This is a genomic window from Chromobacterium paludis, from assembly GCF_008275125.1.
In the GTDB taxonomy this organism is placed as follows: Bacteria; Pseudomonadota; Gammaproteobacteria; order Burkholderiales; family Chromobacteriaceae; genus Chromobacterium; species Chromobacterium paludis.
The window spans coordinates 1,855,815-1,877,236 of record NZ_CP043473.1 but is presented as its reverse complement, the minus strand read 5'-3'; the positions used below and the strand labels follow the sequence as shown (position 1 = coordinate 1,877,236).

The 21,422-nt window shown below is 64.2% G+C and carries 21 protein-coding genes; 14 read left to right on the top strand and 7 right to left on the bottom strand.

The genetic code is table 11. From position 1 onward, the window contains the following. Positions 1-19 precede the first annotated feature (19 nt). The 5 genes from FYK34_RS08550 to FYK34_RS08530 all read right to left on the bottom strand — a co-directional run bounded on the left by FYK34_RS08550 (position 20) and on the right by FYK34_RS08530 (position 5,064). On the bottom strand, positions 20-1,003 hold the full coding sequence (locus FYK34_RS08550; protein ID WP_149295978.1) for an ABC transporter substrate-binding protein: 984 nt from the start codon (positions 1,001-1,003) through the stop codon (positions 20-22). A 113-nt stretch (positions 1,004-1,116) separates the two neighbouring features. Next, the gene (locus FYK34_RS08545) at positions 1,117-1,962 is read right to left on the bottom strand and encodes a carbohydrate ABC transporter permease (RefSeq protein ID WP_149295977.1); all 846 of its coding nucleotides are present in this window, start codon (positions 1,960-1,962) and stop codon (positions 1,117-1,119) included. A 10-nt stretch (positions 1,963-1,972) separates the two neighbouring features. Further along, complete coding sequence (locus FYK34_RS08540) at positions 1,973-2,839, bottom strand: carbohydrate ABC transporter permease (protein WP_149295976.1); 867 nt, start codon at positions 2,837-2,839, stop codon at positions 1,973-1,975. Positions 2,840-2,917: 78 nt separating this feature from the next. Continuing rightward, entirely contained in the window at positions 2,918-4,177 is a 1,260-nt protein-coding gene (locus FYK34_RS08535) for an ABC transporter substrate-binding protein (RefSeq protein ID WP_149295975.1), read from the bottom strand. A gap of 20 nt (positions 4,178-4,197) precedes the next feature. Continuing rightward, on the bottom strand, positions 4,198-5,064 hold the full coding sequence (locus tag FYK34_RS08530; protein WP_149295974.1) for a BadF/BadG/BcrA/BcrD ATPase family protein: 867 nt from the start codon (positions 5,062-5,064) through the stop codon (positions 4,198-4,200). 139 nt (positions 5,065-5,203) lie between these two features. Here FYK34_RS08530 and FYK34_RS08525 point away from each other — a divergent pair, with 139 nt between their 5' ends. Both FYK34_RS08525 and FYK34_RS08520 read left to right on the top strand, forming a co-directional pair. After that, complete coding sequence (locus FYK34_RS08525) at positions 5,204-6,415, top strand: ROK family transcriptional regulator (protein ID WP_149295973.1); 1,212 nt, start codon at positions 5,204-5,206, stop codon at positions 6,413-6,415. 45 nt (positions 6,416-6,460) lie between these two features. Further along, positions 6,461-8,128, top strand: coding sequence for a glycoside hydrolase family 9 protein (locus FYK34_RS08520; RefSeq protein ID WP_149295972.1), 1,668 nt, complete (start codon positions 6,461-6,463; stop codon positions 8,126-8,128). Between the two features lie 58 nt (positions 8,129-8,186). On the opposite strand, the gene FYK34_RS08515 is transcribed toward FYK34_RS08520, so the two are convergent. Next, the gene (locus FYK34_RS08515; protein WP_149295971.1) at positions 8,187-9,503 is read right to left on the bottom strand and encodes a DEAD/DEAH box helicase; all 1,317 of its coding nucleotides are present in this window, start codon (positions 9,501-9,503) and stop codon (positions 8,187-8,189) included. Positions 9,504-9,942: 439 nt separating this feature from the next. On the opposite strand from FYK34_RS08515, the gene FYK34_RS08510 reads away from it, so the two are divergent. The 3 genes from FYK34_RS08510 to FYK34_RS08500 all read left to right on the top strand — a co-directional run bounded on the left by FYK34_RS08510 (position 9,943) and on the right by FYK34_RS08500 (position 12,989). Next, on the top strand, positions 9,943-10,998 hold the full coding sequence (locus FYK34_RS08510) for an EAL domain-containing protein (RefSeq protein ID WP_149295970.1): 1,056 nt from the start codon (positions 9,943-9,945) through the stop codon (positions 10,996-10,998). Positions 10,999-11,067: 69 nt separating this feature from the next. Further along, positions 11,068-11,895, top strand: coding sequence for a hypothetical protein (locus FYK34_RS08505; RefSeq protein ID WP_149295969.1), 828 nt, complete (start codon positions 11,068-11,070; stop codon positions 11,893-11,895). Between the two features lie 191 nt (positions 11,896-12,086). Further along, the gene (locus tag FYK34_RS08500) at positions 12,087-12,989 is read left to right on the top strand and encodes an aldo/keto reductase (protein WP_407923597.1); all 903 of its coding nucleotides are present in this window, start codon (positions 12,087-12,089) and stop codon (positions 12,987-12,989) included. Between the two features lie 126 nt (positions 12,990-13,115). On the opposite strand, the gene FYK34_RS08495 is transcribed toward FYK34_RS08500, so the two are convergent. After that, positions 13,116-13,913: a response regulator gene (locus FYK34_RS08495; RefSeq protein ID WP_149295967.1), complete on the bottom strand. Its 798-nt coding sequence runs from the start codon at positions 13,911-13,913 to the stop codon at positions 13,116-13,118. Between the two features lie 244 nt (positions 13,914-14,157). Between FYK34_RS08495 and flgB the strand changes: the two genes are divergently transcribed. Genes flgB through flgJ form a run of 9 tightly spaced genes read left to right on the top strand, consistent with a single transcriptional unit; the run spans position 14,158 to position 21,399 of the window. After that, positions 14,158-14,571, top strand: coding sequence for a flagellar basal body rod protein FlgB (flgB, locus tag FYK34_RS08490; RefSeq protein ID WP_149295966.1), 414 nt, complete (start codon positions 14,158-14,160; stop codon positions 14,569-14,571). Between the two features lie 5 nt (positions 14,572-14,576). Continuing rightward, positions 14,577-14,987: a flagellar basal body rod protein FlgC gene (gene flgC / locus FYK34_RS08485; protein WP_149295965.1), complete on the top strand. Its 411-nt coding sequence runs from the start codon at positions 14,577-14,579 to the stop codon at positions 14,985-14,987. A gap of 16 nt (positions 14,988-15,003) precedes the next feature. Continuing rightward, complete coding sequence (locus FYK34_RS08480; RefSeq protein ID WP_149295964.1) at positions 15,004-15,726, top strand: flagellar hook assembly protein FlgD; 723 nt, start codon at positions 15,004-15,006, stop codon at positions 15,724-15,726. A gap of 41 nt (positions 15,727-15,767) precedes the next feature. After that, complete coding sequence (gene flgE, locus FYK34_RS08475) at positions 15,768-17,009, top strand: flagellar hook protein FlgE (RefSeq protein ID WP_149295963.1); 1,242 nt, start codon at positions 15,768-15,770, stop codon at positions 17,007-17,009. Between the two features lie 22 nt (positions 17,010-17,031). Then, positions 17,032-17,772, top strand: a complete 741-nt coding sequence (flgF, locus tag FYK34_RS08470; RefSeq protein ID WP_149295962.1) for a flagellar basal-body rod protein FlgF — start codon at positions 17,032-17,034, stop codon at positions 17,770-17,772. A 35-nt stretch (positions 17,773-17,807) separates the two neighbouring features. Beyond that, the gene (gene flgG / locus FYK34_RS08465) at positions 17,808-18,590 is read left to right on the top strand and encodes a flagellar basal-body rod protein FlgG (RefSeq protein WP_149295961.1); all 783 of its coding nucleotides are present in this window, start codon (positions 17,808-17,810) and stop codon (positions 18,588-18,590) included. 28 nt (positions 18,591-18,618) lie between these two features. After that, positions 18,619-19,296: a flagellar basal body L-ring protein FlgH gene (locus tag FYK34_RS08460; protein WP_149295960.1), complete on the top strand. Its 678-nt coding sequence runs from the start codon at positions 18,619-18,621 to the stop codon at positions 19,294-19,296. A 21-nt stretch (positions 19,297-19,317) separates the two neighbouring features. Next, positions 19,318-20,415, top strand: coding sequence for a flagellar basal body P-ring protein FlgI (locus FYK34_RS08455; protein ID WP_149295959.1), 1,098 nt, complete (start codon positions 19,318-19,320; stop codon positions 20,413-20,415). Positions 20,416-20,460: 45 nt separating this feature from the next. Next, on the top strand, positions 20,461-21,399 hold the full coding sequence (flgJ, locus tag FYK34_RS08450) for a flagellar assembly peptidoglycan hydrolase FlgJ (RefSeq protein ID WP_149295958.1): 939 nt from the start codon (positions 20,461-20,463) through the stop codon (positions 21,397-21,399). The last annotated feature ends 23 nt before the right edge of the window (positions 21,400-21,422 follow it).

The following is a 21,422-nucleotide window of genomic DNA, read 5'->3' as shown; positions in this document are numbered from 1 at the left end:
GCTTGGACAAGCAGGATTGTCAGTTCAGCAGTGTGGCCTTCTGCAGCATGGCGGCGGGCAGCCTGATACCCCAGTGCGCGAGTCCGGAGCGGCTGAAAATGAAGGCGCCTTCGGATGGGATGGTGGGAAAGATTTTGTCGGGTGGCACGTGGTCTTTCAGTATGGCTTTCACGATGGCGGACGCGGCCATTCCTTGCTCGGCGCCTGTCAGCACGATGCCGCCCAGGGCCAGGTGGGGCCCGACGGCGAAGCTCCAGAACGCAAAGACCGGCACCGGCGTGTGCTTCATGGTCCAGCGCATGACATCGTCGCCGGGGATGTAATGGCCGCTGCGATCATGCAGGGCAAAATACAGTCCCACCCAGATGGCGCGGTAGGTGTCCTTGGCGCCCAGCACCGCTTGCTGCCAGTCCTCGAAGGTGGGCGCTTGCTGCATGATCACGTTGAACATGCCTAGCTTCACCGCCGGCAGATTGTCGAAGCTTTCCCGCTGGATGACGTCGGCCGTCGTTTCTTTGTCGAACAGGATCAGCACATTGTGCGAGCGGCCTGGGACATAGGGCGCGATGCTGAGAATGTTGCGCGAAAACAGCGGCCGCTCCAGCACGCCGGTCACATGATGGGGGCTGCTTTTGAAGTAGCGCCTGGGGTTGTTGTTGATGCCGAGGTAGACCACGGGAATCTGCGGGTCCGTCTTGGTGCCGACTCGCTCCAGTGAGGCATCGTCCCCGGCAATGACCAGATCCGGTTTGTCCTGGTCTATGAGACGGACCAGCTTGTCTGCCGTGGCCTGGACCGTGTCAGGGGGATCGACCTTGGTGTTCAGCTCGTAGAAGGAAAGGTTGGCGATGGGTGACAGCTCGGTTTTCAGAGCCTCGCGGTAGGCGCGGCTCCAGGCATACTGTTTCGAGTAGCTGTCTATCACGTAGACTCGCTTGAGGCTCTGGCACCAGGCTGGGCAGGCGACAAGCAGGAAGAGCAGGAGCAGGCCAGGGCGCTTCATCGCGGTTCTCCTCTGCGCCGCGGGCCTTGGCCGAGAGGACAATGGGGAATGCGGCGCTTCCCACCATGTTAGGTCGAGGCCGCGGGGTTCTCCAGCGCGGCCGCGCCGGCCGGCTACTTCACCGCTCCATCCATGCCGCGCATGAAGTAGCGCTGGCTGAAAACGAAAACCGCCAGCACCGGCAGGATGGTCAGCACCGCGCCGGCCGCGACCAAGCGGGTGGACGTGGCGAAAGCGCCTTTCAAATACAGCACGCCCACCGACAGCGGATAGAGGTCCGGCGTTTTCAGCACCACGCTGGGCCAGACGTAGACATTCCAGGACCAGACCAGGGTGAAGATGCCCAGCGTGGCGAGATAGGGCAGGGACAGCGGCAGGCAGATGCGGCTGAATACCTGCCAGTCGTTGGCGCCGTCCATGCGTGCGGCGTCTATGATTTCGTCCGGGATTTCCTCGAAGGCGTGCTTCATCAGGTAGATGCCGAAAGCGCCGGCCAGCGAGGGCAGCACCACGCCCAGGCGGGTGTCGTCCAATCCCAGGCGAGCGATGGTGACGTAGTTGCTGATGAAGTTGATCTCGCTGGGCAGGAGCAGGGTGGCGAGGATGGCGTAGAACACCAGCTGGCGGCCGCGGAAGCGCAGCTTGGCCAGCGGGAACGCCGCCAGCGCCGACACCGCCAGCGTGCCCACGGTGGTCAGGCCGGAAATCCACAGCGAATTCCAGAAGAAGCGGCCCAGCGGGATGGCGTCCCAGACGGCAGCGAAATGCCGCCAGCCGGCGTCTTGCGGCCACAGCGGCGGCGGGAAGTCGAATACCTGGTCGCCGTTGCCGACGGCGATGCCCAGCGTCCAGATGAAGGGGTAGCAGCAGGCGAGCGACAGCGCCAGCAACAGCAGGAAGTGGGGCAGCCGGCGCAACAGCCGGCGCGGGGCGCGGCGGGGCAGGGCGAGCGTGGTCATTTTATCCTCCTCAGCGGTGGTCGGCGCGGAGCAGCCGGAAGTTCAGCCAGGCCAGCAATAGGCAGACGGCGGTCAACACCAGTCCGGCGGCGCTGCCGCGGCCGAAATCCAGCTGGTTGAAGCCTTGGTGGAAGGCGTAGTACAGCACGGTGTAGGTGGCGTTCAGCGGCGCGCCGCGCGTCATCACCAGCACCTCCTCGAAGGCTTTCAGCGCATCCAGGGTGGACATCAGGCTGCAGAACAAGAGGGTGGGCTTGAGCATGGGCAGCGTGATGCGCCAGAAGCGCTGCCAGCCATTGGCGCCGTCCAGCCGCGCAGCCTCCTGCATTTCTGCCGGGATGGCCTGCAGTCCGGCCAGGTAGAGCACCATGTAATAACCTATGCCCCGCCAATACGTGACGAACATCACGGAATACAAGGCCAGGTCTTCGTCGCTGAGAAAACCGATGTCGTGCTCCGGCGCCAGCCAGCCCAGCCAGTGCAGCGCGCCGTTGAGCACGCCGTAGTCGGCGTACATCCAGTTCCACATGATGCCCACCACGGAAACGGTGGTGATCACCGGCAGATAGAGCGCGGCGCGGAACAGCTTGATGCCGGGCAGGGCCTGGTTGACCAGCACCGCCAAGGCGATGCCGGATAGCTGGATCAGCGGCACCACCAGCAGGTAGCGCAAGGAGTTGGCCATGGCCTGCCAGAATACCGGGTCGTCCAACAGATAGCGGAAATTGTCCAGGCCCGCCCATTGTGGCGGCGAGATCAGGTCGTAGCGGGTGAAGGCAACGTAGCTGCCGAACAGCAGGGGCCAGAAGGTGAATACGCCCATCAGCAGCAGGGCGGGGGACAGGAACAGCCAGGCGTTGCGGGACGAGGTCTTCATCGTGCGGGTCCGGAAAGCCGAAAAAAAGGCCCCTTCATGCGGCAAGAAGGGGCAAGGAGAGGAGACGGTCGCTGCGTCTTACTTAAGTTGTCTGTTCCAGAAGGCTGCGGCGTCGTCCAACGCTTTCTGGGCGTCTTTCTTGCCGGTCACCGCGGCTTCCACATTGTCCACCAGGTTTTTCTTCAGGTCCGCCACATTGGGCACGCCGGTCAGCACCAGGGTGCGGATGTTGTGCGCCACCTTGGCGCCCTGGATGCGGGAGTCCTCGATGGCGCCGCCGGCGGCGGTCTTGACGAAGTAACTGTCAGTCAGCGCTTTTTGCGTGGACGGGAAGGTGGCGCCGGTCACCTTGGAGAAAGCCAGTTGCTGGTTGTCGTTGGTGAGGAAGCGGGCAAACTTGATCGCTTCCTGCTCGGTGGCGGCAGGCAAGCCCTTGGAAACCGCCCAGCTGAACAGATAGCCGCCCTGGGCGATCTTGGTGGGGCCAAGCGGCGCAGGCTGCACCACGGTCGTGGCGTAGATGGAGCGGGCATCGCTTTGGGTACGCCGCGCGGCGGTGGGCGCGGTTTCCATCATGGCCAGGCGGCCGCTGTTATACAGTTTGATGCTGGCCTGGTAGTTGTCATCGGCAAACAGGTTGTCCTTGGCCAGCGCGCCGGCCCGGTAGGCGTCGGCTAATTGGCGGATCAACGCGACATGCTTGGGACTGTTGAACACGGCCTTGCCGTTCTGGATCAGGGGCAGGCCTTGGCCCAGCATGATGCCGTCTATCTGGCCCAGTTGCGGCAGCAGGCCAGGCACGCCGGTCTTGGCCTTGATGATCTTGGCCAGGCGCAGCTCGTCTTCCAGGCTGGCGACGGGGTGCTTCGGATCGAGCCCGGCCTTCTTGAACAGCTCGCCGTTGATCACCAGCACATTGATGTTGTTGTACCAGGGCAGGCCGTACAGCTTGCCGCCAAAGCTCAGGTCCGCCAGCGCGTTGGGCAGGTAAGCGGCCTTGTCCGCGCCCAGGGCGGCATTCAGCGGGATCAGCGTGCCCTTTTGGGCGTATTTGAACAGGCGCGGCACGTCGTGATTGACGAGGGCGGGCGGTTTGCCGGCGGCGATGGCGGCGTTGAGCTTGGTTTCGAAGCTGTCGTTGAACACGTCCACCCACTGGACTTCCACATTGGGATGTTGCGCCTCGTAGGTTTTCTTGACGTTGGCGAAATAGCCGTTGAAGGTGGGTTGAAGCGAATCGGTCCAGAACTCCAGCTTGATTTTTTCCGCGTGCGCCGAGGCCGCCAGGCCGCAGGCAAGCAGGGACAGCCCTGCCAATGTCAGACGTGCTGCTTTCATCACCATCTCCTCTGTTATTGTCAGCGGCGCAGCAAGAGTAGCGCGCCTGAAACGGAATCTCCCTTGGCGGCCACCAGTTTCTGGCGGAAGCCGGGCGGCAGCCAGTCGCGCAGGGCCTGGCCCAGCCCACCGCACAGCGCCACCGGCAATTCGCCTGTCGGGTCCAGCGCGCGGGCGATGGCCCAGGCGTCTTCGCCGGCCTGGCGCAGCAAGGCGTCCGCTTCCGGGTCGATGCGCGCGGCGGCGATCACCAGCGGCGCCAGCTGGGCGAAGTGCGCCGGGCTGGCCTTGCCGTTCCAGCGCATCATCGCTTGCCAATCGCCGCCGACTTGCGCCAGTACGGCCCGGGTCAGGGCGCTGTGCGTACTGCGGCCGTCCAGCGCCATCTGCGTCAGTTGCGCGGCGCGTTGGCCCAGCCAGGCGCCGCTGGCTTCGTCGCCGCTGGGGTAGCCCCAGCCGCCCACTTCGCGGTGGCTGCCATCGGGGTACAGCGCCTCGCCTATGCTGCCGGTGCCTAAGGCGACGATTACGCCGGGTTGGCCGCCATGCGCGCCCAGCAAGGTGGTGTAGCCGTCGGTGGCCAGTTCCAGCCGGGCGAAACCAGGCGCCAGTTCCCGGAAACGCTGCGCCCACTGCTGGTTGTGCACGCCGGACAGACCCAGGCCGACGGCGCAGTCGCTGCGCGGCGGGTAGCCCAGTCCGGCTTGGTCAAAGGCTTGCTCCAACAGGCCGAGTATGGTGCACCAGGCGGCCTCTATGCCCTGGGACAAGGCTGAACCGGGGCCTTCCGCCTGGGCGAGCATCTGGCCGGCGGGGTCGGCGATGCGTAGCCGGGTGCCGGTGCCGCCGCCGTCCACGCCTATCTGAAACGGTGTCGAAGCGTGCATGTTTTGCGCCCATCTTATGATGACAATTGGATTTCGGCCAGTAAAGCACGTCGATTTTATTTCGTCAACTTGATTTATTTAAGTGCGAGGCATGACAAGTGCTTGTCGGCGGGGTTGGGCGCTTGCGATACTGGCGGCCATGAAATCGACCGCTTCCCGGCCGGCCTCCTTGATGGTGACCGGCACCAATCTTGAACATGCCCGCTCCCATAATCGGCGCGCTGTGCTGGAAACCATACGCCTCAACCAGCAGCTGACCCGGGCCGACCTGGCCCGCCTGACCGCGCTGACGCCGCAGACCGTGTCCAATATCACGGCGGAGTTGCTGGAGGCCGGCATGCTGCTGGCGGGCCAGCCCTTGCGCGAAGGTGCGCGCGGCCAGCCGGCCGTGCCCTTGAGCATCAACCCGGACGGCGCTTACTCCATGGGCGTGCACCTGGATCACCAGCGCGTGATCATGGTGCTGTCCGACTTGTCCGGCCGCGTGCGGGCGCGGGCCGAGCGTGAGGTGCGGCAGCCCGAGCCCGCCCTGGCGCTGCCGTTGATCGCCGAGTTGCGCGACAGCCTGCGGCGCGAGTGCGGCCTGGATTGGTCGCGCTTGCTGGGCATGGGGTTCGTGATGCCGGGTCCGTTTGGCGTGGAGGGCATGACTTCGGTGGGGCCGACCACGCTGCCGGGATGGGAGGAGGTGGATGCGGCGCGCTTGAGCCGGGAGCTGGGCTTGCCGGTGCTGCTGCAAAAAGACGCCACTGCCGCGGCCATAGGTGAGCGCCTGTACGGCATGGCCAGCCAGTTGCGCCATTTCGTTTACCTGTTCGTCGGCACCGGCCTGGGCGCCGGCTTGTTCTTGGATGGCCGGTTGTATACCGGCGGCCGGGGCAATGCCGGCGAGGTGGGGCATATGATAGTCACGCCGGGCGGGCGGCCATGCGAGTGCGGCAACCAGGGCTGTCTGGAGCGTTACGTTTCCTTGCGCGCCTTGTATGAGGCCTTGGGCGTGGCGGATGGCAAGCAGGCCACCCCGGAATTCCTGGCCGGCTTGCCGATAGCGTCGGCCGGCGAACGCTGGCTGGATAGCGCGACCGGTCCCTTGCGCCAGGCGGTGAGCATGCTGGAATCCACTCTGGACATCGAGGCGGTGGTGATAGGCGGCTTGCTGCCGCCGCAATGGCTGAACGCGCTGGTGGAGCGGCTGCATCCGCTGCCGGTGTCCATCCGCCACCGCGCCGGCGAGCGTCTGCGCTTGGGCAGCGCCGGCCGCGACGTGGTGGCGCTGGGGGCCGCGGCGCTGCCCATCTTCGACGAATTCAATCCGCAGTACGAGGTATTGCTGAAAAACAGCCGCGGCTGAGCCTGGCGCAGGCTGGCGGACCATCACGAACTGGAGGGGGCGGACATGCGGTTCCTGTTCAATCATCTTGGCTTCGAGGCCGGCGCGGAAAAGCGGGCCTTGCTGCAGGGCGAGGCTGGGGCAAGGGTGGATGCGGTGGCGGTGCTGGATGAGCGAGGCCGCGTGGCGCTGCGCAGCCCGCTGCGCGCGCTGGGCCATGCGGAGGGCTGGGGAGCGGCGCATTACTGGTCGGTGGACATCGGGGAGGTGAAACAGGCGGGGCGCTACCAGCTGTGGCTGGAGGGCAGCATGCCGCCGGTGGTGTCCGCGCCGTTTGCCGTGGTCGACGGCTTGTACGGACCGGCCTTGTTGTCGGACCTGTTGTTCTATTTCAAGTCGCAGCGCTGCAGCGGCGTGTTCGACGCCGCGGATCGGGCCGCGCCCGAGGAGGGCGGCGATGAGCGGCGCGATGTGCATGGCGGGTGGTACGACGCCTCCGGCGACTGCTCCAAGTATCTGACCCACCTGTCTTACGCCAATCATCTGAACCCCCAGCAAGCGCCCTTGCTGGCGTGGAGCCTGATCCGCGCGCGCGATATCCTGCCCAGCCACGGCAAGTGGTTTGATGAGCGCATCGTGGACGAGGCCCTGCATGGCGCGGACTTTCTGGCGCGCATGCAGCATGAGTCGGGATTCTTCTATCAAACGCTGTTTGATGGCTGGAGCAAGGATGAGCGCCGGCGCAGCCTGTGCGCTTACGCCACGCAGCAAGGCTTGCGCTCGGCCGCGTATCAGGCCGGCTGGCGCCAGGGCGGCGGCATGGCCATCGCGGCGCTGGCGGCCGCTTCGAGGCTGCCGCGCGCGGGCGAATCGGCGCGCGAGCGCTATCTGGACGCGGCGCGGCGCGGCTTCGCCCATCTACAGGAGCATGGCCTGTCCTATCTGGCCGATGGCGAGGAAAACTTGATCGACGATTACTGCGCCTTGCTGGCGGCGTGCGAGCTTTACGCCGCCAGCGGGGAGGCGGATTACGCCGATGCGGCGGCCGAGCGCGCGGCCTGCCTGCTGGATAGGCAGCACGATGCCGGCTGGTTCTGGCTGGATGACGCGCGCAGCCAGAGCTATTGCCACGCTTCCGATGCCGGCTTGCCTTATCAGGCGCTGGCGCGCTATCTCGAAGTCTTGCCGCAAGGCCCTTATGCCGATGCGGTGGAGCAGGGATGCCTGTACGGCTTGTTGGGCGAACTGGAGCGCAGCATGGAGCCGGGCAACCCTTTCGCTTACCCCAGGCAGTGGGTGCAAAGGCCGGGCGAGGAGGGTGCGGCGCGCTTCTTCATGCCGCAGCGCAACGCCAGCGGCTATTGGTGGCAGGGGGAGAATGCCCGCCTGGCCTCGCTGGCGGCGGCGGCCTGGCAGGCGGCGCGGCGTTGGCCGGGGCATGCGGCGGCATTGGGCGCGTACGCCCAGGCGGCGGTGGACTGGGTGCTGGGATGCAATCCGTTCGATATGTGCATGTGGCAGGGCCATGGCCGCAATAATCCGCAGTACGAGCCGGGCTTTTTCAACGCGCCGGGCGGCGTGTGCAACGGCATCACCGCCGAGCCGGGGCGCGAAGACGGCGTGGCTTTCTTCCTGCCCAGCCAGACCGACATCAGCCAGTCCTGGCGCTGGAGCGAGCAGTGGCTGCCGCATGGCGCCTGGCTGTTTTTGGCCTTGGCGCAGCGGCAGGCCTGAAGCGGATGCGGCAATGAAAAACGCCACCGGGAGACGGTGGCGTTTTGGTTAGGCTGGCTTATTGCTGGGCGCTGCTGCGCGGGCCACGGTTGCCCTGGTAGCCGCCTTCGCGGCGTTGGCCTTGATAGCCGCCCTCGCGACGGTTGCCTTGGTAGCCGCCGCGGTTGCCGCCATTGCCGCGGCGATCGCCGTAGCCGCCCGGCTTGCCGTTGCGGCGCGGGCCCTTGGGCGGGCGACGGGTCGGTTCCAGGCCGTCGATCACGCCTTCGGTGATCTGGCGCTTCAGGTACTGCTCGATGCGGCGCACCTTGTGGAATTCCTTGGACTCCGCCAGGGTGATGGCGGTGCCGTCGCGGCCGGCGCGGCCGGTGCGGCCGATGCGGTGCACGTAGTCTTCAGCCTGCTTCGGCAGGTCGAAGTTCACCACGTGGGTGATGGTCGGCACGTCGATGCCGCGGGCGGCCACGTCGGTGGCCACCAGCACCTTGATGCGGCCGCGGCGCAAGTCGTTCAGGGTGCGGTTGCGCCAGCTTTGCGGCATGTCGCCGTGCAGGCAGGCGGCGGAGTAGCCCTGGTCGGACAGCTTGTCGGCCAGTTCTTCCGAGTAAGCCTTGGTGGCGGAGAAGATCACGCACTGGTCGAAGCCGGATTCCTTCAGGATGTAGTCCAGCAGGCGGTGCTTGTGGTTCAGGTCGTCCGCGTACAGCAGGTGTTCTTCGATGGTACCGCCGGAGGTTTCGGTGCGGGCGATCTCGATGCGCTGCGGATCGCGGGTCATCTTTTCAGCCATGCGGCCGACGATGCCGTCCAGCGTGGCGGAGAACAGCACGGTCTGGCGCGATTCCGGAGTGGCCTTGACGATGGCTTCGATGTCTTCGATGAAGCCCATGTCCAGCATGCGGTCGGCTTCGTCCAGCACCAGCATTTCCAGGCGGGAGAAGTCGATGCGGCCAGAGCGCATGTGGTCCATCAGGCGGCCCGGAGTGGCCACGATCAGGTCGATCGGGCGGCTCAGCGCGCGGATCTGGTAGCCAAAGGAGGAGCCGCCCACCAGGCAGGCGGTCTTCATCCAGCGCAGATCCTTGCCGTATTCCAGCGCGTTCTTCTCAACCTGTTGCGCCAGCTCGCGGGTCGGCGTCAGCACCAGCACGCGCGGGCCCTGGCCCTTGCCGGTGGAGCGCTCGGACAGCTTGGTCAGCGCGGGCAGCAGGAAGGCCGCGGTCTTGCCGCTGCCGGTTTGAGCGGATACCAGCAGGTCGCGGCCGGCGATGGCTGCCGGAACGGCTTCGGCTTGAACCGAGGTCGGGGAGGTGTAGCCGGCAGCTTCCAGGGCGCGCAGGATGGTCGGGGCGATGCCCAGATCGGAAAAGTTCATGTATGTCCTTTCAGGCCGGCTGTCTGCCGGCGTCACTTAATAGCCAGATTTCGTGGCGGTTATACGGCGCCTTTTGGCCGTAAATCATCGGCACTAACCTGGCAAGCGGCGAACAGCGGTCCAGTCGAGCAAACGACGACATTGCATGGACGAAGCCTGGAAAGGGTCAGGGACGATGAAAACACACTCGGGCAGAGGCGTGGTGTGGGTTTGCCCGGTGAAAATACAAGAGGCCGGACTATACGGTAAATATTGGTATGGTGCAACAGTTTTCGACATTTTGGCGGTTTAAGTGTTTGATTGTGTGCGGCTTGAAAGCAACGTTTTCAAAAAAATGACAGGCTTGCCGCTTGGCGGCGGCGTGGGGCCGTTCCGCTCGCTAAACTGAGAGCGGACCCCGCCAAAGGCTGGCGGGGGTGCAAACGGGCGGGAAACGGAGATGAATTGGGTGCAAAGGCTGTCCCGGTGGGCGTGCCGGGCGCGTCCGGCCGTCGTGTACGCCCTGGCCATGGCCGGGGCGGCGCTGTTGGTGGGGCTGCTTCTGCTGGCGCAGATGGGCGGGGTGGGCGAGGCGGCGCGGCACGGCTGGCGCAGTCTGGGACCCGCCTTGGATGCCATGCTGCTGGCGCTGGGGCTGGGCGCTGCGCTGGCCAGCTGGCTGCGGCGCGGCGCCGGCGCGCGGCGGGCGACGGAGTGGGAGATACTCGAGGGCATACGCAATGGCGAGTTTTCCGTGCAATACCAGCCCATCGTCACGGCAGCCGCCGGCGAGTGCGTGGGCGCGGAGGTGCTGGCGCGCTGGCGTCATCCAGCCCAGGGCAATATCCGCGCCGAATTGTTCATCCGCGCGGCGGTGGAAGCCGGCTTGATCACGGAGCTGACGCGGGCCTTGCTCAAGCAGGCGGCCTCGGAGTTGAGCCAGGTGGCGCTGCCGGCCGGCTTCATGGTGGCTTTCAATATCGCCAGCGAATCCTTGGCCTCCCCGGCGCTGCTGGATGACTGCAGGGAGTTGCTTGAGGTGCTGAAGGCGAATCAGGGCGTGTTGGTGCTGGATGTGTCCGAGCGCTCGCCGCTGCGCGAGGAAGCCGCCACGCTGGAAGTGATCTGCGCCTTGCGGCGGGAGGGGGTGCAACTGGCGCTGGATGACTTTGGCTCCGGTTACGCCGATCAGGCTTACCTGCGGCGCTGGGGCTTCGACTTCCTGAAAGTGGAGAAGGGCTTCGTGTCGGCCTTGGGGCGGGAATGCCTGCGCGGCAATGTGCTGGAGAACGCCGCCTTGACGCCCGGGCGAGTGGGCGCCAAGGTGATCGTAAAGGGCGTGGAGACCCAGGGGCAGCAAAACTACTTGAACGTCAAGGGTTATGAATTGCTGCAGGGTTATTACTTTGGCAGGCCCATGGGGTTGGGGCATTTCAGGCAGTGGCTGTATTCCGGCATCGCCGAGGACAGGCAGGCGGTGCGCTTGCGCGAAGAGGCCTCCGCGCGCAAGGGGTGAATGGGCGGCTTTGGCGCGGCGGCGGCCTTTGTTACAATGCCGCCTTTTTATTTTCAAGGACGCAGAGGAATGCAATACGCCGTGCAGCGCTACGCCGCCACCCGGCCCTGGGCCAAGCGGGTGGCCCAGCTTTACGCGCAGGCCGTTCAGGCCGCGGAGGCCAGGAAACAGATGCAGGACGTGATCAAGCGGGAATTGGAGCGGGCGGCGCAGGTGTTCGATATTCCTCAGTCCGCCATCGTGACGGAGTTGGCCCTGGCCGAGGCTTGGGGGCATTTTGCCCGCCAAGGCCGCGTGGTGTCGCATCTGGATGACGATTTGGCCAAAGCGCTGGCGCATACGCGGCAGCCGGGCAATCTGCCGGATACGCTGGTGCTGCCCGCGGACGCCTTTTTTCTGCATGTCCCCGGAGAGGGCGGCGCTTTCGTCGTGCACCAGCCGGAGCGGCGCGCCCTGTTGCTGACCATGGTGCGCATGGGTTTTGCGCCGGATGGCGTGAACTGGCTGCAGGCGGCGGATCAGGTTGAACTGGTGCGCGTGGAGTATCCCGGCGAACTGGGGCCGCAGCTGGGCGAGGTAGAAGCCGGGTGGCAAGTATTGTTGGCGGCCGTGCTGAATGGCCTGGCGATGATGACTCAGTCCAGGCTGTCTCTGGCCAAGGCATGGGAGGCGGCGGCGCCGGCGCAGTGGGTGGCCGATGCCGCGCACCCCGCTTGCGCCAAGACGCGGCAGAAGGCGCGAGGCTTGCTGCTGAAAAGCGGCTTTGGCGAGATCACGTTTTGCCGCGTCGAGGACCTAGCGCCGGCTGAGGCCTATGCCATGCAAGGGTATTGGCGCCGGCAGGCTTTTGGCGAGGACAAGGCGCACTCGCGCCTGGTGTGGGTGGCGCCGCGCTGAGTCCTGCCGCGCCCGCCCCGGTCCGGCGTTGCGCCGCTCTATGGCGCTGTTGGGGGGGGGCTTGGTGATGCGAGTCGCGGCGGCGAGGGGCAGCTGTTCTTGCTGTGTGGCGTCTGTCTGACTGGGGCCCGGATGGCGCGCCACGAATGGCGCTAAACTCTTCGTTTTGATGATTCCATCTGGAGTGCGCTGTGTCTTGTCCTCGTATCCTTTTGCGTCCGGGTGGTCCGGATTTTTCTCGGATTGTTGCCGGCATGTGGCGGCTGGCCGGCTGGAATCTGTCCGTCGCTGAGCGCGTGCGTTTCATCGAGTCATGCCTGGAACTGGGCGTCACCACCTTCGATCATGCCGACATCTATGGCGATTATCAGTGCCAGAAGTTGTTCGGCGAGGCGCTAAAGGCGGCGCCTGCGCTCAAGGAGCGCATCCAGTTGGTGGGGAAGTGCGGGATCAAGCTGGTGTCTCCGCATCGGCCGTCGCATCGCCTCAAGCATTATGACACCAGTGCGGCGCACATCCTGGCATCGACCGAGCAAAGCCTGAGGGAGTTGCAGGTGGAGGCGCTGGACCTGCTGCTGATTCATCGGCCCGATCCGTTGATGGATTACGACGAAATGGCGCGCGCGTTCGAGCGGCTTCGCGCCGACGGCAAGGTGCGGCATTTTGGAGTGTCCAATTTCACACCGGCGCAGTTTGCCGCGCTGGATAGCCGTTTCGAGCTGGCGACCCATCAGCTTGAGTTTTCGCCCTTGCATCTGACGCCATTGTTCGATGGCCAGTTCGATGTCCTGCAGCAGCGTGGCGTGGCGCCCATGATTTGGTCCGCATTGGGCGGCGGTGCCTTGTTTGCGACTCAGGCCGCCGAGTCCTCGCCATTGCAGCGATGCTTGTCTGCGCAGGCTGCCGAGCTGGGTGTATCGGTGGCGGCGCTGGTCTATGCCTGGATTCTGCAGCTGCCATGCCGCCCCTTGCCGCTGACCGGCAGCGGGCGCATCGAGGTGGTGAGGGAGGCGGTGGCTGCGACGTCGCTTGAGCTGGATCGCCAGCAGTGGTATTGGCTATTGGAGGCTGCTTGCGGGCATGCGGTGGCTTAGCTCTGCCGCGCCCGCCCCGGTCCGGCGTTGCGCCGCCTGGGGCGGTGGCGCTGTCGGGAGTTTTGCCGGCAATGCTGGCGGAGCGTCGCGGGGCCAGCATGGGTGCCGGCTGGGGGCTTGTGCGCGCTAGTACTCGTTGAGCAGGCGGCGAACCAGTGCGCGCAGCTGCTCCATGTCGAAAGGCTTCTCGCAGCAGGCGGCGATGCCGGCGTCTTCCAGCGCCTCGTCTCCGGCGATATCGTTGTGGCTGGTGATCATCAGGATGGGTGTGCCGGGCTGCAGCTCGCGCTCCCGCACGTGGCGGGCGAATTCCAGCCCGTTCATGCCTGGCATATTGTAGTCGGTGATGATGAGCTTGAAGGGTTCCTGTTCCAGGTATGGTAGCGCCGCTTCGGCGTTGGCGGCCTCGCAGAAATGTTCGAAGCCCAGCTTCTCCAGCACTTGGCGGATGTGATGGCGAGAGGTGCTGCTGTCGTCGACTATCATCACGCTCATCAGCGCCATGTCGGCGTCCACTTCCGCGCCCAGGCTTTCGCAATTGATGAAGCTCATCACGGTTTGCATGGTCTCGGCCAGCTGGGTGTTTTCAAACGGCTTGGGCAGGATGGCCAGGCTGCCGGCCTGGCGTATGCTCTCCAGCCGCTCGGGATTGCTCTCGCTGCTGATCAGGATGAAGGGCATGTCGTAGAGGTCTGAGCTTTCACGCAGGTTTTGCACCAGATCGGCCCCCGTCATGTCCGGCAGGTAATACGCGCTGATGACCAGGCTGGGGCGGAGCTCTCTGGCCTGGTTGATCAAGTCCTCTCCCGTCGCATGGACTTCTATCTGGCTTGCGCCCAGCTCTTCCAGTGCCTTGGTGATGATCTGGGCTTGCACCGGCGAAGGCTCCGCCAGCGAGATCAGCAATTCTTCTAGGGCCAGCATGGCTCCACTCCCATATATCCCTTATTGCATTATTGACGGTTTTGGCATGAATTGGCATGGCGGGCAAGCAAATTTGTGGCGAAGGCCCGGCTTGCGAAGCTTGCCGGGTGGGCGGCAAGTTTTGCCGCCGTGCGGCTGGCGTGGGCTGCGGGCTATGGGCGGACATGGGAAATCAATGGCTTAGCGCTGTATTTTTCCTGGCATGGTTTGTGCTTAATGAAGGCCGTCAGTCAGGAGGTGGTTCATGTTAGACAAGATTGCCCACTATTTCGATTTCCAACAGCGCGCGCTCGACCTGCAGGCTTATCGAGCCGAAGTGATAGGCAGCAATATCGCCAACGCGGAAACGCCTTATTACAAGGCGGTGGACTTCGACTTCAAGGCAGCCTTGCAGGCGCAGACGGAAAAACAGAACCGCCTGGTCCTGGCGGTGACCGATGCGCGCCATATCGAAGGCGCGGCGGCCCAGGGCGGGGCGACTCCGCTGCAATACCGCTCGGCGGTGCAGCCCAGCCTGGATGGCAACACGGTGGACATGGATGTGGAGCGCGGCGCTTTCGCTGACAACGCTTTGCAATACCAGACCACCCTGACTTTTCTGAATAAGCGGATCAGCGGCCTGAACGCCGCGATCCAAGGCAGCGGCAACGGAGGTTGAGCTAAATGTCTCTGTCCAATTTGTTCAATATTTCCGGTTCGGCGCTGTCTGCGCAGTCCATGCGCCTCAATGTGGTGGCGAGCAATCTGGCCAACGCCGAGAGCGCCACCAGCTCCACGGGCCAGCCGTACAAGGGGCGCCATGTGGTGTTCACGGCGGTGCCGGTGGACAGCGCCCAGCCGCAGGTGGCCGGCGTGCGCGTCACCTCGGTGGTGGAGGATCAAAGCCCGCCGCGCCTGAAATACGAGCCGGGCAACCCCTTGGCCGACGAGCGCGGCTATATCGCCATGCCCAATGTCAACGTGGTGGAGGAAATGGCGGACATGATCGCCGCCTCCCGCGCTTACCAGAACAACGTTGAAATGATGAACACCGCCAAGACCCTGATGCAGAAGACCCTGCAGCTGGGCCAGTGATTTAGAGGATTAAGCCATGGCTACCGCAAGCACCTCATACAATTACAGCCAGCTCAATAACCAGGCTGTATCAGGCGCCAACGCCCTCTCTAGCGTCAATGGGGCCGGCAATGGCAACACTTTGACCGCGACCAGCGCGCAGGACATGCAGAACAACTTCCTGAAGCTGCTGACTGCCCAGCTCAATGCTCAGGATCCGCTGAATCCGATGGACAACAGCCAGGTGACCAGCCAGATGGCGCAGATCAGCCAGGTGGCCGGCATCCAGTCGCTGAATCAGACCATGCAGCAGATGGTGGGCGCGCAAAGCGCCACCCAGTCCATGATGGCGGCCAGCATGATAGGCAGCAATGTGTTGGTGGCGGGCAATAGCCTGCCCACGCCGGCGGCGGGCAAGCAGACCCAGGCTGGCGTGATGCTGAGCGGGCCCGCGGCGTCGATGCAGGTCGACGTGCTCGACAAGTACAACAATGTGGTGGATAGCTTCACCGAGTCCAACCCATCCGCCGGCATGAATACCTTCAGCTGGGACGGGACCGATGGCAAGGGCAATGCCCTGCCTGCCGGCAATTATACCTTCCAGGTCAAGGTGGCCCAGTCGAGCGCCAATGGCTCGACTACCGCCACTGCTTACAATATGCAGCAGGTCAAGGCCGTGTCCTGGGTGAACGGTTCGCCGATGCTGGTGCTGCCGGACAATTCGCAGGTGCCGCTGTCCGGCGTCGCGCAAATGTCCTGAAACACGTCGTGGATAATCGAGCAGATTCGAGGAATTGAGAAATGGGCTTCCAACAAGGTTTGAGCGGTTTGAATGCGGCGTCGGTGCAGCTGGATACCATAGGCAACAATATCGCCAACGCCAACACGGTGGGCTTCAAGGGTTCGCGCACCGAGTTCGGCGACCTGTACAGCCGCAGCATCTACGGCCAATCCACCACCTCGCCGGGCCTGGGCACGCAGGTGGCCGCGGTGACGCAGGACATGAGCAACGGCAATAAGGATACCACCGGACGCAGCCTGGACTTGGCCATCAATAACAGCGGCTTCTTCATCATGGGGTTGACCGATGGCACGCTGGCGTACAGCCGCAACGGCCAGTTCCAGGTGGACAGCCAGGGCTACATCGTGAGCAATGCCGGCAGCTACCTGCAAGGCTGGACCGCGGATAGCAGCGGCAATGTGGCGCAGGGTCCGGTGGGCAAGCTGCAGCTGACCAATACCTCGATTCCGCCGACGCCGACCAGCAAGATCAATATGGCGGTGCAGCTGGACTCCACCAAGACGCCGCCGGTCAATACGCCGGTCAACAATCCGGCCGATCCGACGTCTTACACCTGGAGCAATAACCAGACCATTTACGACAGTCTGGGCAACTCCCACCAGTTGACCATGTATTACTCGATCGGCACGCCGACAGCGGCCGGCAATACCTGGTCGGTCAGCGCCTATGTGGATGGCGCGGCGGTGTCCTCGCCGAATCCGAACAGCTTCAATCTGGGTTTCAACACCAATGGCGTGCTCACCACCAATACCCCGGTGTCGCTGACCTTTACCCCGGCCGCGCTGAACGGCGCCGCCGTGCCGCAGACGGTGACCGTGGATTTCACTCACTCCACGCAGATCGCGCAAACCTCCGGCACCCTGAGCGCCACGCAGGACGGCGCGGCGCCGGGTGCTTTAAATGGCATCAGCATCGGAAGCACGGGCCTGATCCAGGCCACCTTCTCGAATAGCCAGACCAAGACCATAGGCCAGGTGGCGCTCGCGACCTTCCCGAACCCGCAAGGCCTGCAGGATATCGGCGGCAATAACTGGATTCAGACCGGCAATTCGGGCGGGCCGACCAATAACGCGCCGGGTTCGGGCAATACCGGCACCCTCGCGTCTGGCCAGGTGGAAACTTCCAACGTCAACCTGACCAGCGAACTGGTCAACATGATCACCGCTCAGCGTTACTACCAGGCCAATGCGCAGTCGGTGAAGACGCAGGACACGATCATTCAGACCCTGCTCAACATCTGATCCCGCTGAATAGAGACGAAATATGGATCGCGTGCTGTACCTGGCCATGACCGGCGCCAAGCATGAGATGTGGCAGCAGGCCACCACGGCCAATAATCTGGCCAACGTCAACACCAATGCCTTCAAGGCGGACCTGGCGGCATTCCGCGCCTTGCCGGTAGTGGGCGACGGCGCGCCCACCCGGACCTATGTGGTGGACAACACCATAGGCTTTGACGCCAGCCAGGGCAGCTTGCAGCACACCGGCAACCCGGCGGACTTCGCCTTGGGGTCGGCCGGCTTTTTTGCCGTGCAGGGGCCGGACGGCCAGGAAGCGTATACGCGAGACGGCGGCTACACGGTGGACTCCAATGGGCTGATGCGCACTCGTTCCGGCATGTTGATCATGGGCGACGGCGGCCCGATCACGGTGCCGGCCGGTTCGCAGATCCAGCTTGGCGCGGACGGCTCGGTGCTGGCCATTCCGCTGTCCGGCACCAATCGCACGCCGCAGCTGGTGGGCCAGATCAAGATGGTCAATCCCGCGCCCAAGGATGTGTACAAGGGCGAGGACAGGCTGTTTCATCCAAACGGCGGCGGCACGCTGCCGGCCAGCGCCGACGTCAAGCTGGTGCCGGAAATGCTGGAGTCGTCCAACGTCAATGCGGTGGACGCGCTGGTGCAGATGATCTCGCACGGCCGCCAGTATGAATTGAATGTCAAAATGATGCAGACCTCGCAGCAAAACGATCAGCAGGCTGCGCAATTGCTGTCCATGGGCTGACGGCAGGCACACGAATAAAGAACGGATAAATCGCCATGATGCGCGCACTGTATATCGCCAAGACCGGCATGGATGCCAGCCAGTTCCAACTGGACGTGGTGTCCAACAACCTGGCCAACGTCAACACCATAGGCTTCAAGCGCAACCGAGGGGTATTCGAGGATCTGTTTTACCAGACCCTGCGCCAACCTGGCGGCCAGCTGGCCAATGGCAATACCTTGCCATCCGGCCTGCAGGTGGGCACCGGCGCGGCGGCGGTGGCCTCCACCCGGATTTTCGAGCAAGGGCCGGCGCAGCAAACCGGCCAGCCGCTGGACTTGCGGATCGAGGGCGATGGCTTCTTCCGCATCCTGCAGGCGGACGGCACCACGGCCTATACCCGCAACGGCCAGTTCCAGCGCAACGCCAGCGGCGACATCGTCAATGCGGATGGCTTGCCGATGAATCCGAACATCAATATTCCGGCAACGGCGCAACAGATCTCCGTCTCCGCCGCGGGCGTGGTGCAGTACACCGTGGCCGGCGCCACGGCGCCGCAGACGGCGGGGACGATACAGCTGACCACCTTCGTCAATCCGCAGGGCCTGCAAAGCCTGGGCAACAATCTCTATCTGCAGACGGCCGCCTCGGGCGATCCGCAGGACGGCAACCCGCAGACGGATGATCGCGGCGCCATTCGCTCGGGTTTTCTGGAGTCCTCCAACGTCAATGTGACGGAAGAACTGGTCAATATGATCACGGCGCAGCGCTCGTATGAAATGAACTCGCGGGCGGTGACCACGGCTGACCAGATGTTGCAGAAGCTGAGCAATCTGTAATGCCGATGCGGTTTGAAGGGAGTCGGACATGAAACGGATGGGTTTAGTGTTGGGCGCCTTGCTGCTGGCCGGCTGCGCGGTGCAGGAGCCGCCGCTGGTGACGACGCCGACCACGGCGCGGCCGCAGCCGCGCGCGGTGGGCCTGCCGGCCAATGGCGCGATTTTCCAGGCCGCCAGCTATCGGCCCTTGTTCCAGGACAATATGCCGGTTCAGGTGGGCGATACCTTGCAGATCATGATCCAGGAAAACTCCTCCACCTCGCAGTCTGAGCAGACGACGGATACGCGCAGCTCCTCCCTGACGTCCAGCATCAGCGCCGGCGTGAAGATTCCCTTCCTGCCGACTGGCCTGGCAAACGGTCTGGGCGGCACCAATTTCAACAGCTCGGGCTCGGCCAACAATACTGGCAAGGGCAACAGCCAGGTGGCCACCACCTTCGTCAGCTCCATCACGGTGACGGTGATAGACGTGCTGCCCAATGGCAATCTGGAAGTCAGCGGGGAAAAGAAGGTGCGCATCAACAGCGACACCGAATCCATCCGCCTGTCGGGCGTGGTCAATCCGCGCGACATCTCGCCCGAGCGCACCGTGTCCTCGCTGAAGGTGGCCGACGCGCGCATCGAGCAGCAAACCAAGGGCAATAACCGCCTGTACAACGAGCCGGGCTGGCTGTCTAAGATTTTCTTGTCGCTGTTGCCCATCTGACGGCGCAGCGGGAGTTTGACGATGAAGAAGTGGATTGTGCTGGCCAGCTTGCTGCTGGCCGCGCTGCCCGCCTGGTCGGCGCAGCGCTTGAAAGACATTGCCAATATCGGCGGCGTGCGCCCCAACCAGCTGATAGGCTACGGCCTGGTAGTGGGCCTGGACGGCAGCGGCGACAAGGTCACCTCGTCGCCATTCACTGGCCAGGCCATGATCAATATGCTGAACCAGCTGGGCGTGCAGGTGCCGCCCGGAACCAAGATCGACCCCAAGAACGTGGCCGCCGTCACGCTGACGGCCACCTTGCCGCCGTTCGCCAAGCGCGGCCAGGCGCTGGATGTGACGGCGTCTTCCATCGGCGACGCCAAGAGCCTGCGTGGCGGCACGCTGCTGCTGTCGCCGCTGAAGGGCGCCGATGGCCAGATTTACGCCATGGCGCAGGGCAATGTCGTGGTGGGCGGCGCCGGTGCCTCTGCCGGCGGCAGCTCCACGCAGATCAACCAGTTGAGCGTGGGACGCATTCCGGCCGGGGCGACGGTGGAGCGCGAGGTGCAAACCGCATTGGGCGATGGCGAGTTCATTCACCTGGAACTGCAGGATGCCGACTTCACCACCGCCAATCGCGCGGTGCAAGCCATCAACAAGGTGTTCGGCCCCGATACGGCCCGCGCGGTGGATGGGCGGCTGATCGAGGTGCGCGCGCCGTTCGACAGCAATCAGCGCGTGCAATTTCTGTCCCGGATGGAAAATATTGCCGTCGATCCGGCAGATGTTTCCCCCTTGGTCATCATCAATGCCCGCACCGGCTCCATCGTGATGAACCAGGCCGTGACGCTGGGCGCCTGCGCGGTGTCGCACGGCAACCTGTCCATCACCATCAATAACACGCCCCAGGTCAGCCAGCCCAATCCCTTGTCCGGCGGCAAGACCAAGGTGACCAATCAGGCCGACATCACCATCAACAGCACCAGCGGCAAAGTCGTGGGCCTGCGCGAGGGCGCCAATCTTGGCCAGGTGGTCAATGCGCTCAACGCCCTGGGCGCGACGCCGCAGGATTTGATCTCCATCTTGCAGGCGATGAAGTCCGCCGGCTCGCTGAAAGCGGATCTGCAAATCATCTGACGTCGTGGCACGCTTCTTGCTTTTTGGAGGGCAAGGAGCGAAGCGATGACGATGAAGTTTCAGGGCGTGCTGCCGCAGGATGCCCTCAGCCACCAGCTTGCGATTGACCCTGCCAGCCTGCAAAAGCTGAAGGTCAACGCCGAAAAGGACCCGCAGGGCGCCGCCAAGCAGGCGGCCTCCCAGTTCGAGGCCTTGCTGATGAATACCATGCTGAAGACCATGCGGGCGACGCATTTCGATGAGTCCGACCCGTCCAACAGCCTGGATACCTATCAGAGCATGGCTGACCAGCAGCTGGTGCAGGGCCTCTGCGCGCGCGGCGGCATGGGGCTGGGCGACATGATTTATCGTCAATTGTTGCGGCAGAGCGGCGCCAGCCAAGAGGCTGCTGAGGCGACGCCTTTGCAAAACTATGGTCCGGCGCTGACGGCGCAGCCGATTGCCGGCAAGGGGCTGCAAGCCTACCGTGAGGCGCAGATGGCCGTTTCGCAGGCCATGCCGCAGTCGTCGGCGTCCAGCGGCAAGGATTTCGTCAGCCGCCTGTTGCCGCATGCGCGCCAGGCCGCCCAGCAACTGGGCGTGGCGCCGGAGTGCGTGGTGGCGCATGCCGCGCTGGAAAGCGGCTGGGGCAAGCGCGCCATCCGCAACGCCGACGGGTCGGACAGCCATAACCTGTTCGGCATCAAGGCGGGCTCGGATTGGCACGGCAAGACCGCGACGGTGCTGACCACGGAATACAGCGGCGGCGTGGCGCAGAAGCGCATGGAAACCTTCCGCTCCTATGGCTCCTATGCCGAGGCTTTCTCCGATTACGCACAACTGCTCAAGGGTTCGCCGCGTTATCGCAACGTGCTGAACCAGGGGCAGAACATGTATGGCTTCGCCAGCGGACTGCAGGCAGGCGGCTACGCCACGGATCCGCGCTACGCGCGCAAGCTGGTGGATGTGGCGGCATCGTTGGCGCAACAAGTTGCCGGCGCGTGATCAAGTTGGATCGCGGTCTGCCG

What these genes read in the sequence shown, in the direction of transcription:
- FYK34_RS08550 (WP_149295978.1), bottom strand. Translation starts at nt 1,003, where the DNA reads ATGAAGCGCCCTGGCCTGCTCCTGCTCTTCCTGCTTGTCGCCTGCCCA.
- FYK34_RS08545 (WP_149295977.1), bottom strand. Translation starts at nt 1,962, where the DNA reads ATGACCACGCTCGCCCTGCCCCGCCGCGCCCCGCGCCGGCTGTTGCGC.
- FYK34_RS08540 (WP_149295976.1), bottom strand. Translation starts at nt 2,839, where the DNA reads ATGAAGACCTCGTCCCGCAACGCCTGGCTGTTCCTGTCCCCCGCCCTG.
- FYK34_RS08535 (WP_149295975.1), bottom strand. Translation starts at nt 4,177, where the DNA reads ATGAAAGCAGCACGTCTGACATTGGCAGGGCTGTCCCTGCTTGCCTGC.
- FYK34_RS08530 (WP_149295974.1), bottom strand. Translation starts at nt 5,064, where the DNA reads ATGCACGCTTCGACACCGTTTCAGATAGGCGTGGACGGCGGCGGCACC.
- FYK34_RS08525 (WP_149295973.1), top strand. Translation starts at nt 5,204, where the DNA reads ATGAAATCGACCGCTTCCCGGCCGGCCTCCTTGATGGTGACCGGCACC.
- FYK34_RS08520 (WP_149295972.1), top strand. Translation starts at nt 6,461, where the DNA reads ATGCGGTTCCTGTTCAATCATCTTGGCTTCGAGGCCGGCGCGGAAAAG.
- FYK34_RS08515 (WP_149295971.1), bottom strand. Translation starts at nt 9,503, where the DNA reads ATGAACTTTTCCGATCTGGGCATCGCCCCGACCATCCTGCGCGCCCTG.
- FYK34_RS08510 (WP_149295970.1), top strand. Translation starts at nt 9,943, where the DNA reads ATGAATTGGGTGCAAAGGCTGTCCCGGTGGGCGTGCCGGGCGCGTCCG.
- FYK34_RS08505 (WP_149295969.1), top strand. Translation starts at nt 11,068, where the DNA reads ATGCAATACGCCGTGCAGCGCTACGCCGCCACCCGGCCCTGGGCCAAG.
- FYK34_RS08495 (WP_149295967.1), bottom strand. Translation starts at nt 13,913, where the DNA reads ATGCTGGCCCTAGAAGAATTGCTGATCTCGCTGGCGGAGCCTTCGCCG.
- flgB (WP_149295966.1), top strand. Translation starts at nt 14,158, where the DNA reads ATGTTAGACAAGATTGCCCACTATTTCGATTTCCAACAGCGCGCGCTC.
- flgC (WP_149295965.1), top strand. Translation starts at nt 14,577, where the DNA reads ATGTCTCTGTCCAATTTGTTCAATATTTCCGGTTCGGCGCTGTCTGCG.
- FYK34_RS08480 (WP_149295964.1), top strand. Translation starts at nt 15,004, where the DNA reads ATGGCTACCGCAAGCACCTCATACAATTACAGCCAGCTCAATAACCAG.
- flgE (WP_149295963.1), top strand. Translation starts at nt 15,768, where the DNA reads ATGGGCTTCCAACAAGGTTTGAGCGGTTTGAATGCGGCGTCGGTGCAG.
- flgF (WP_149295962.1), top strand. Translation starts at nt 17,032, where the DNA reads ATGGATCGCGTGCTGTACCTGGCCATGACCGGCGCCAAGCATGAGATG.
- flgG (WP_149295961.1), top strand. Translation starts at nt 17,808, where the DNA reads ATGATGCGCGCACTGTATATCGCCAAGACCGGCATGGATGCCAGCCAG.
- FYK34_RS08460 (WP_149295960.1), top strand. Translation starts at nt 18,619, where the DNA reads ATGAAACGGATGGGTTTAGTGTTGGGCGCCTTGCTGCTGGCCGGCTGC.
- FYK34_RS08455 (WP_149295959.1), top strand. Translation starts at nt 19,318, where the DNA reads ATGAAGAAGTGGATTGTGCTGGCCAGCTTGCTGCTGGCCGCGCTGCCC.
- flgJ (WP_149295958.1), top strand. Translation starts at nt 20,461, where the DNA reads ATGACGATGAAGTTTCAGGGCGTGCTGCCGCAGGATGCCCTCAGCCAC.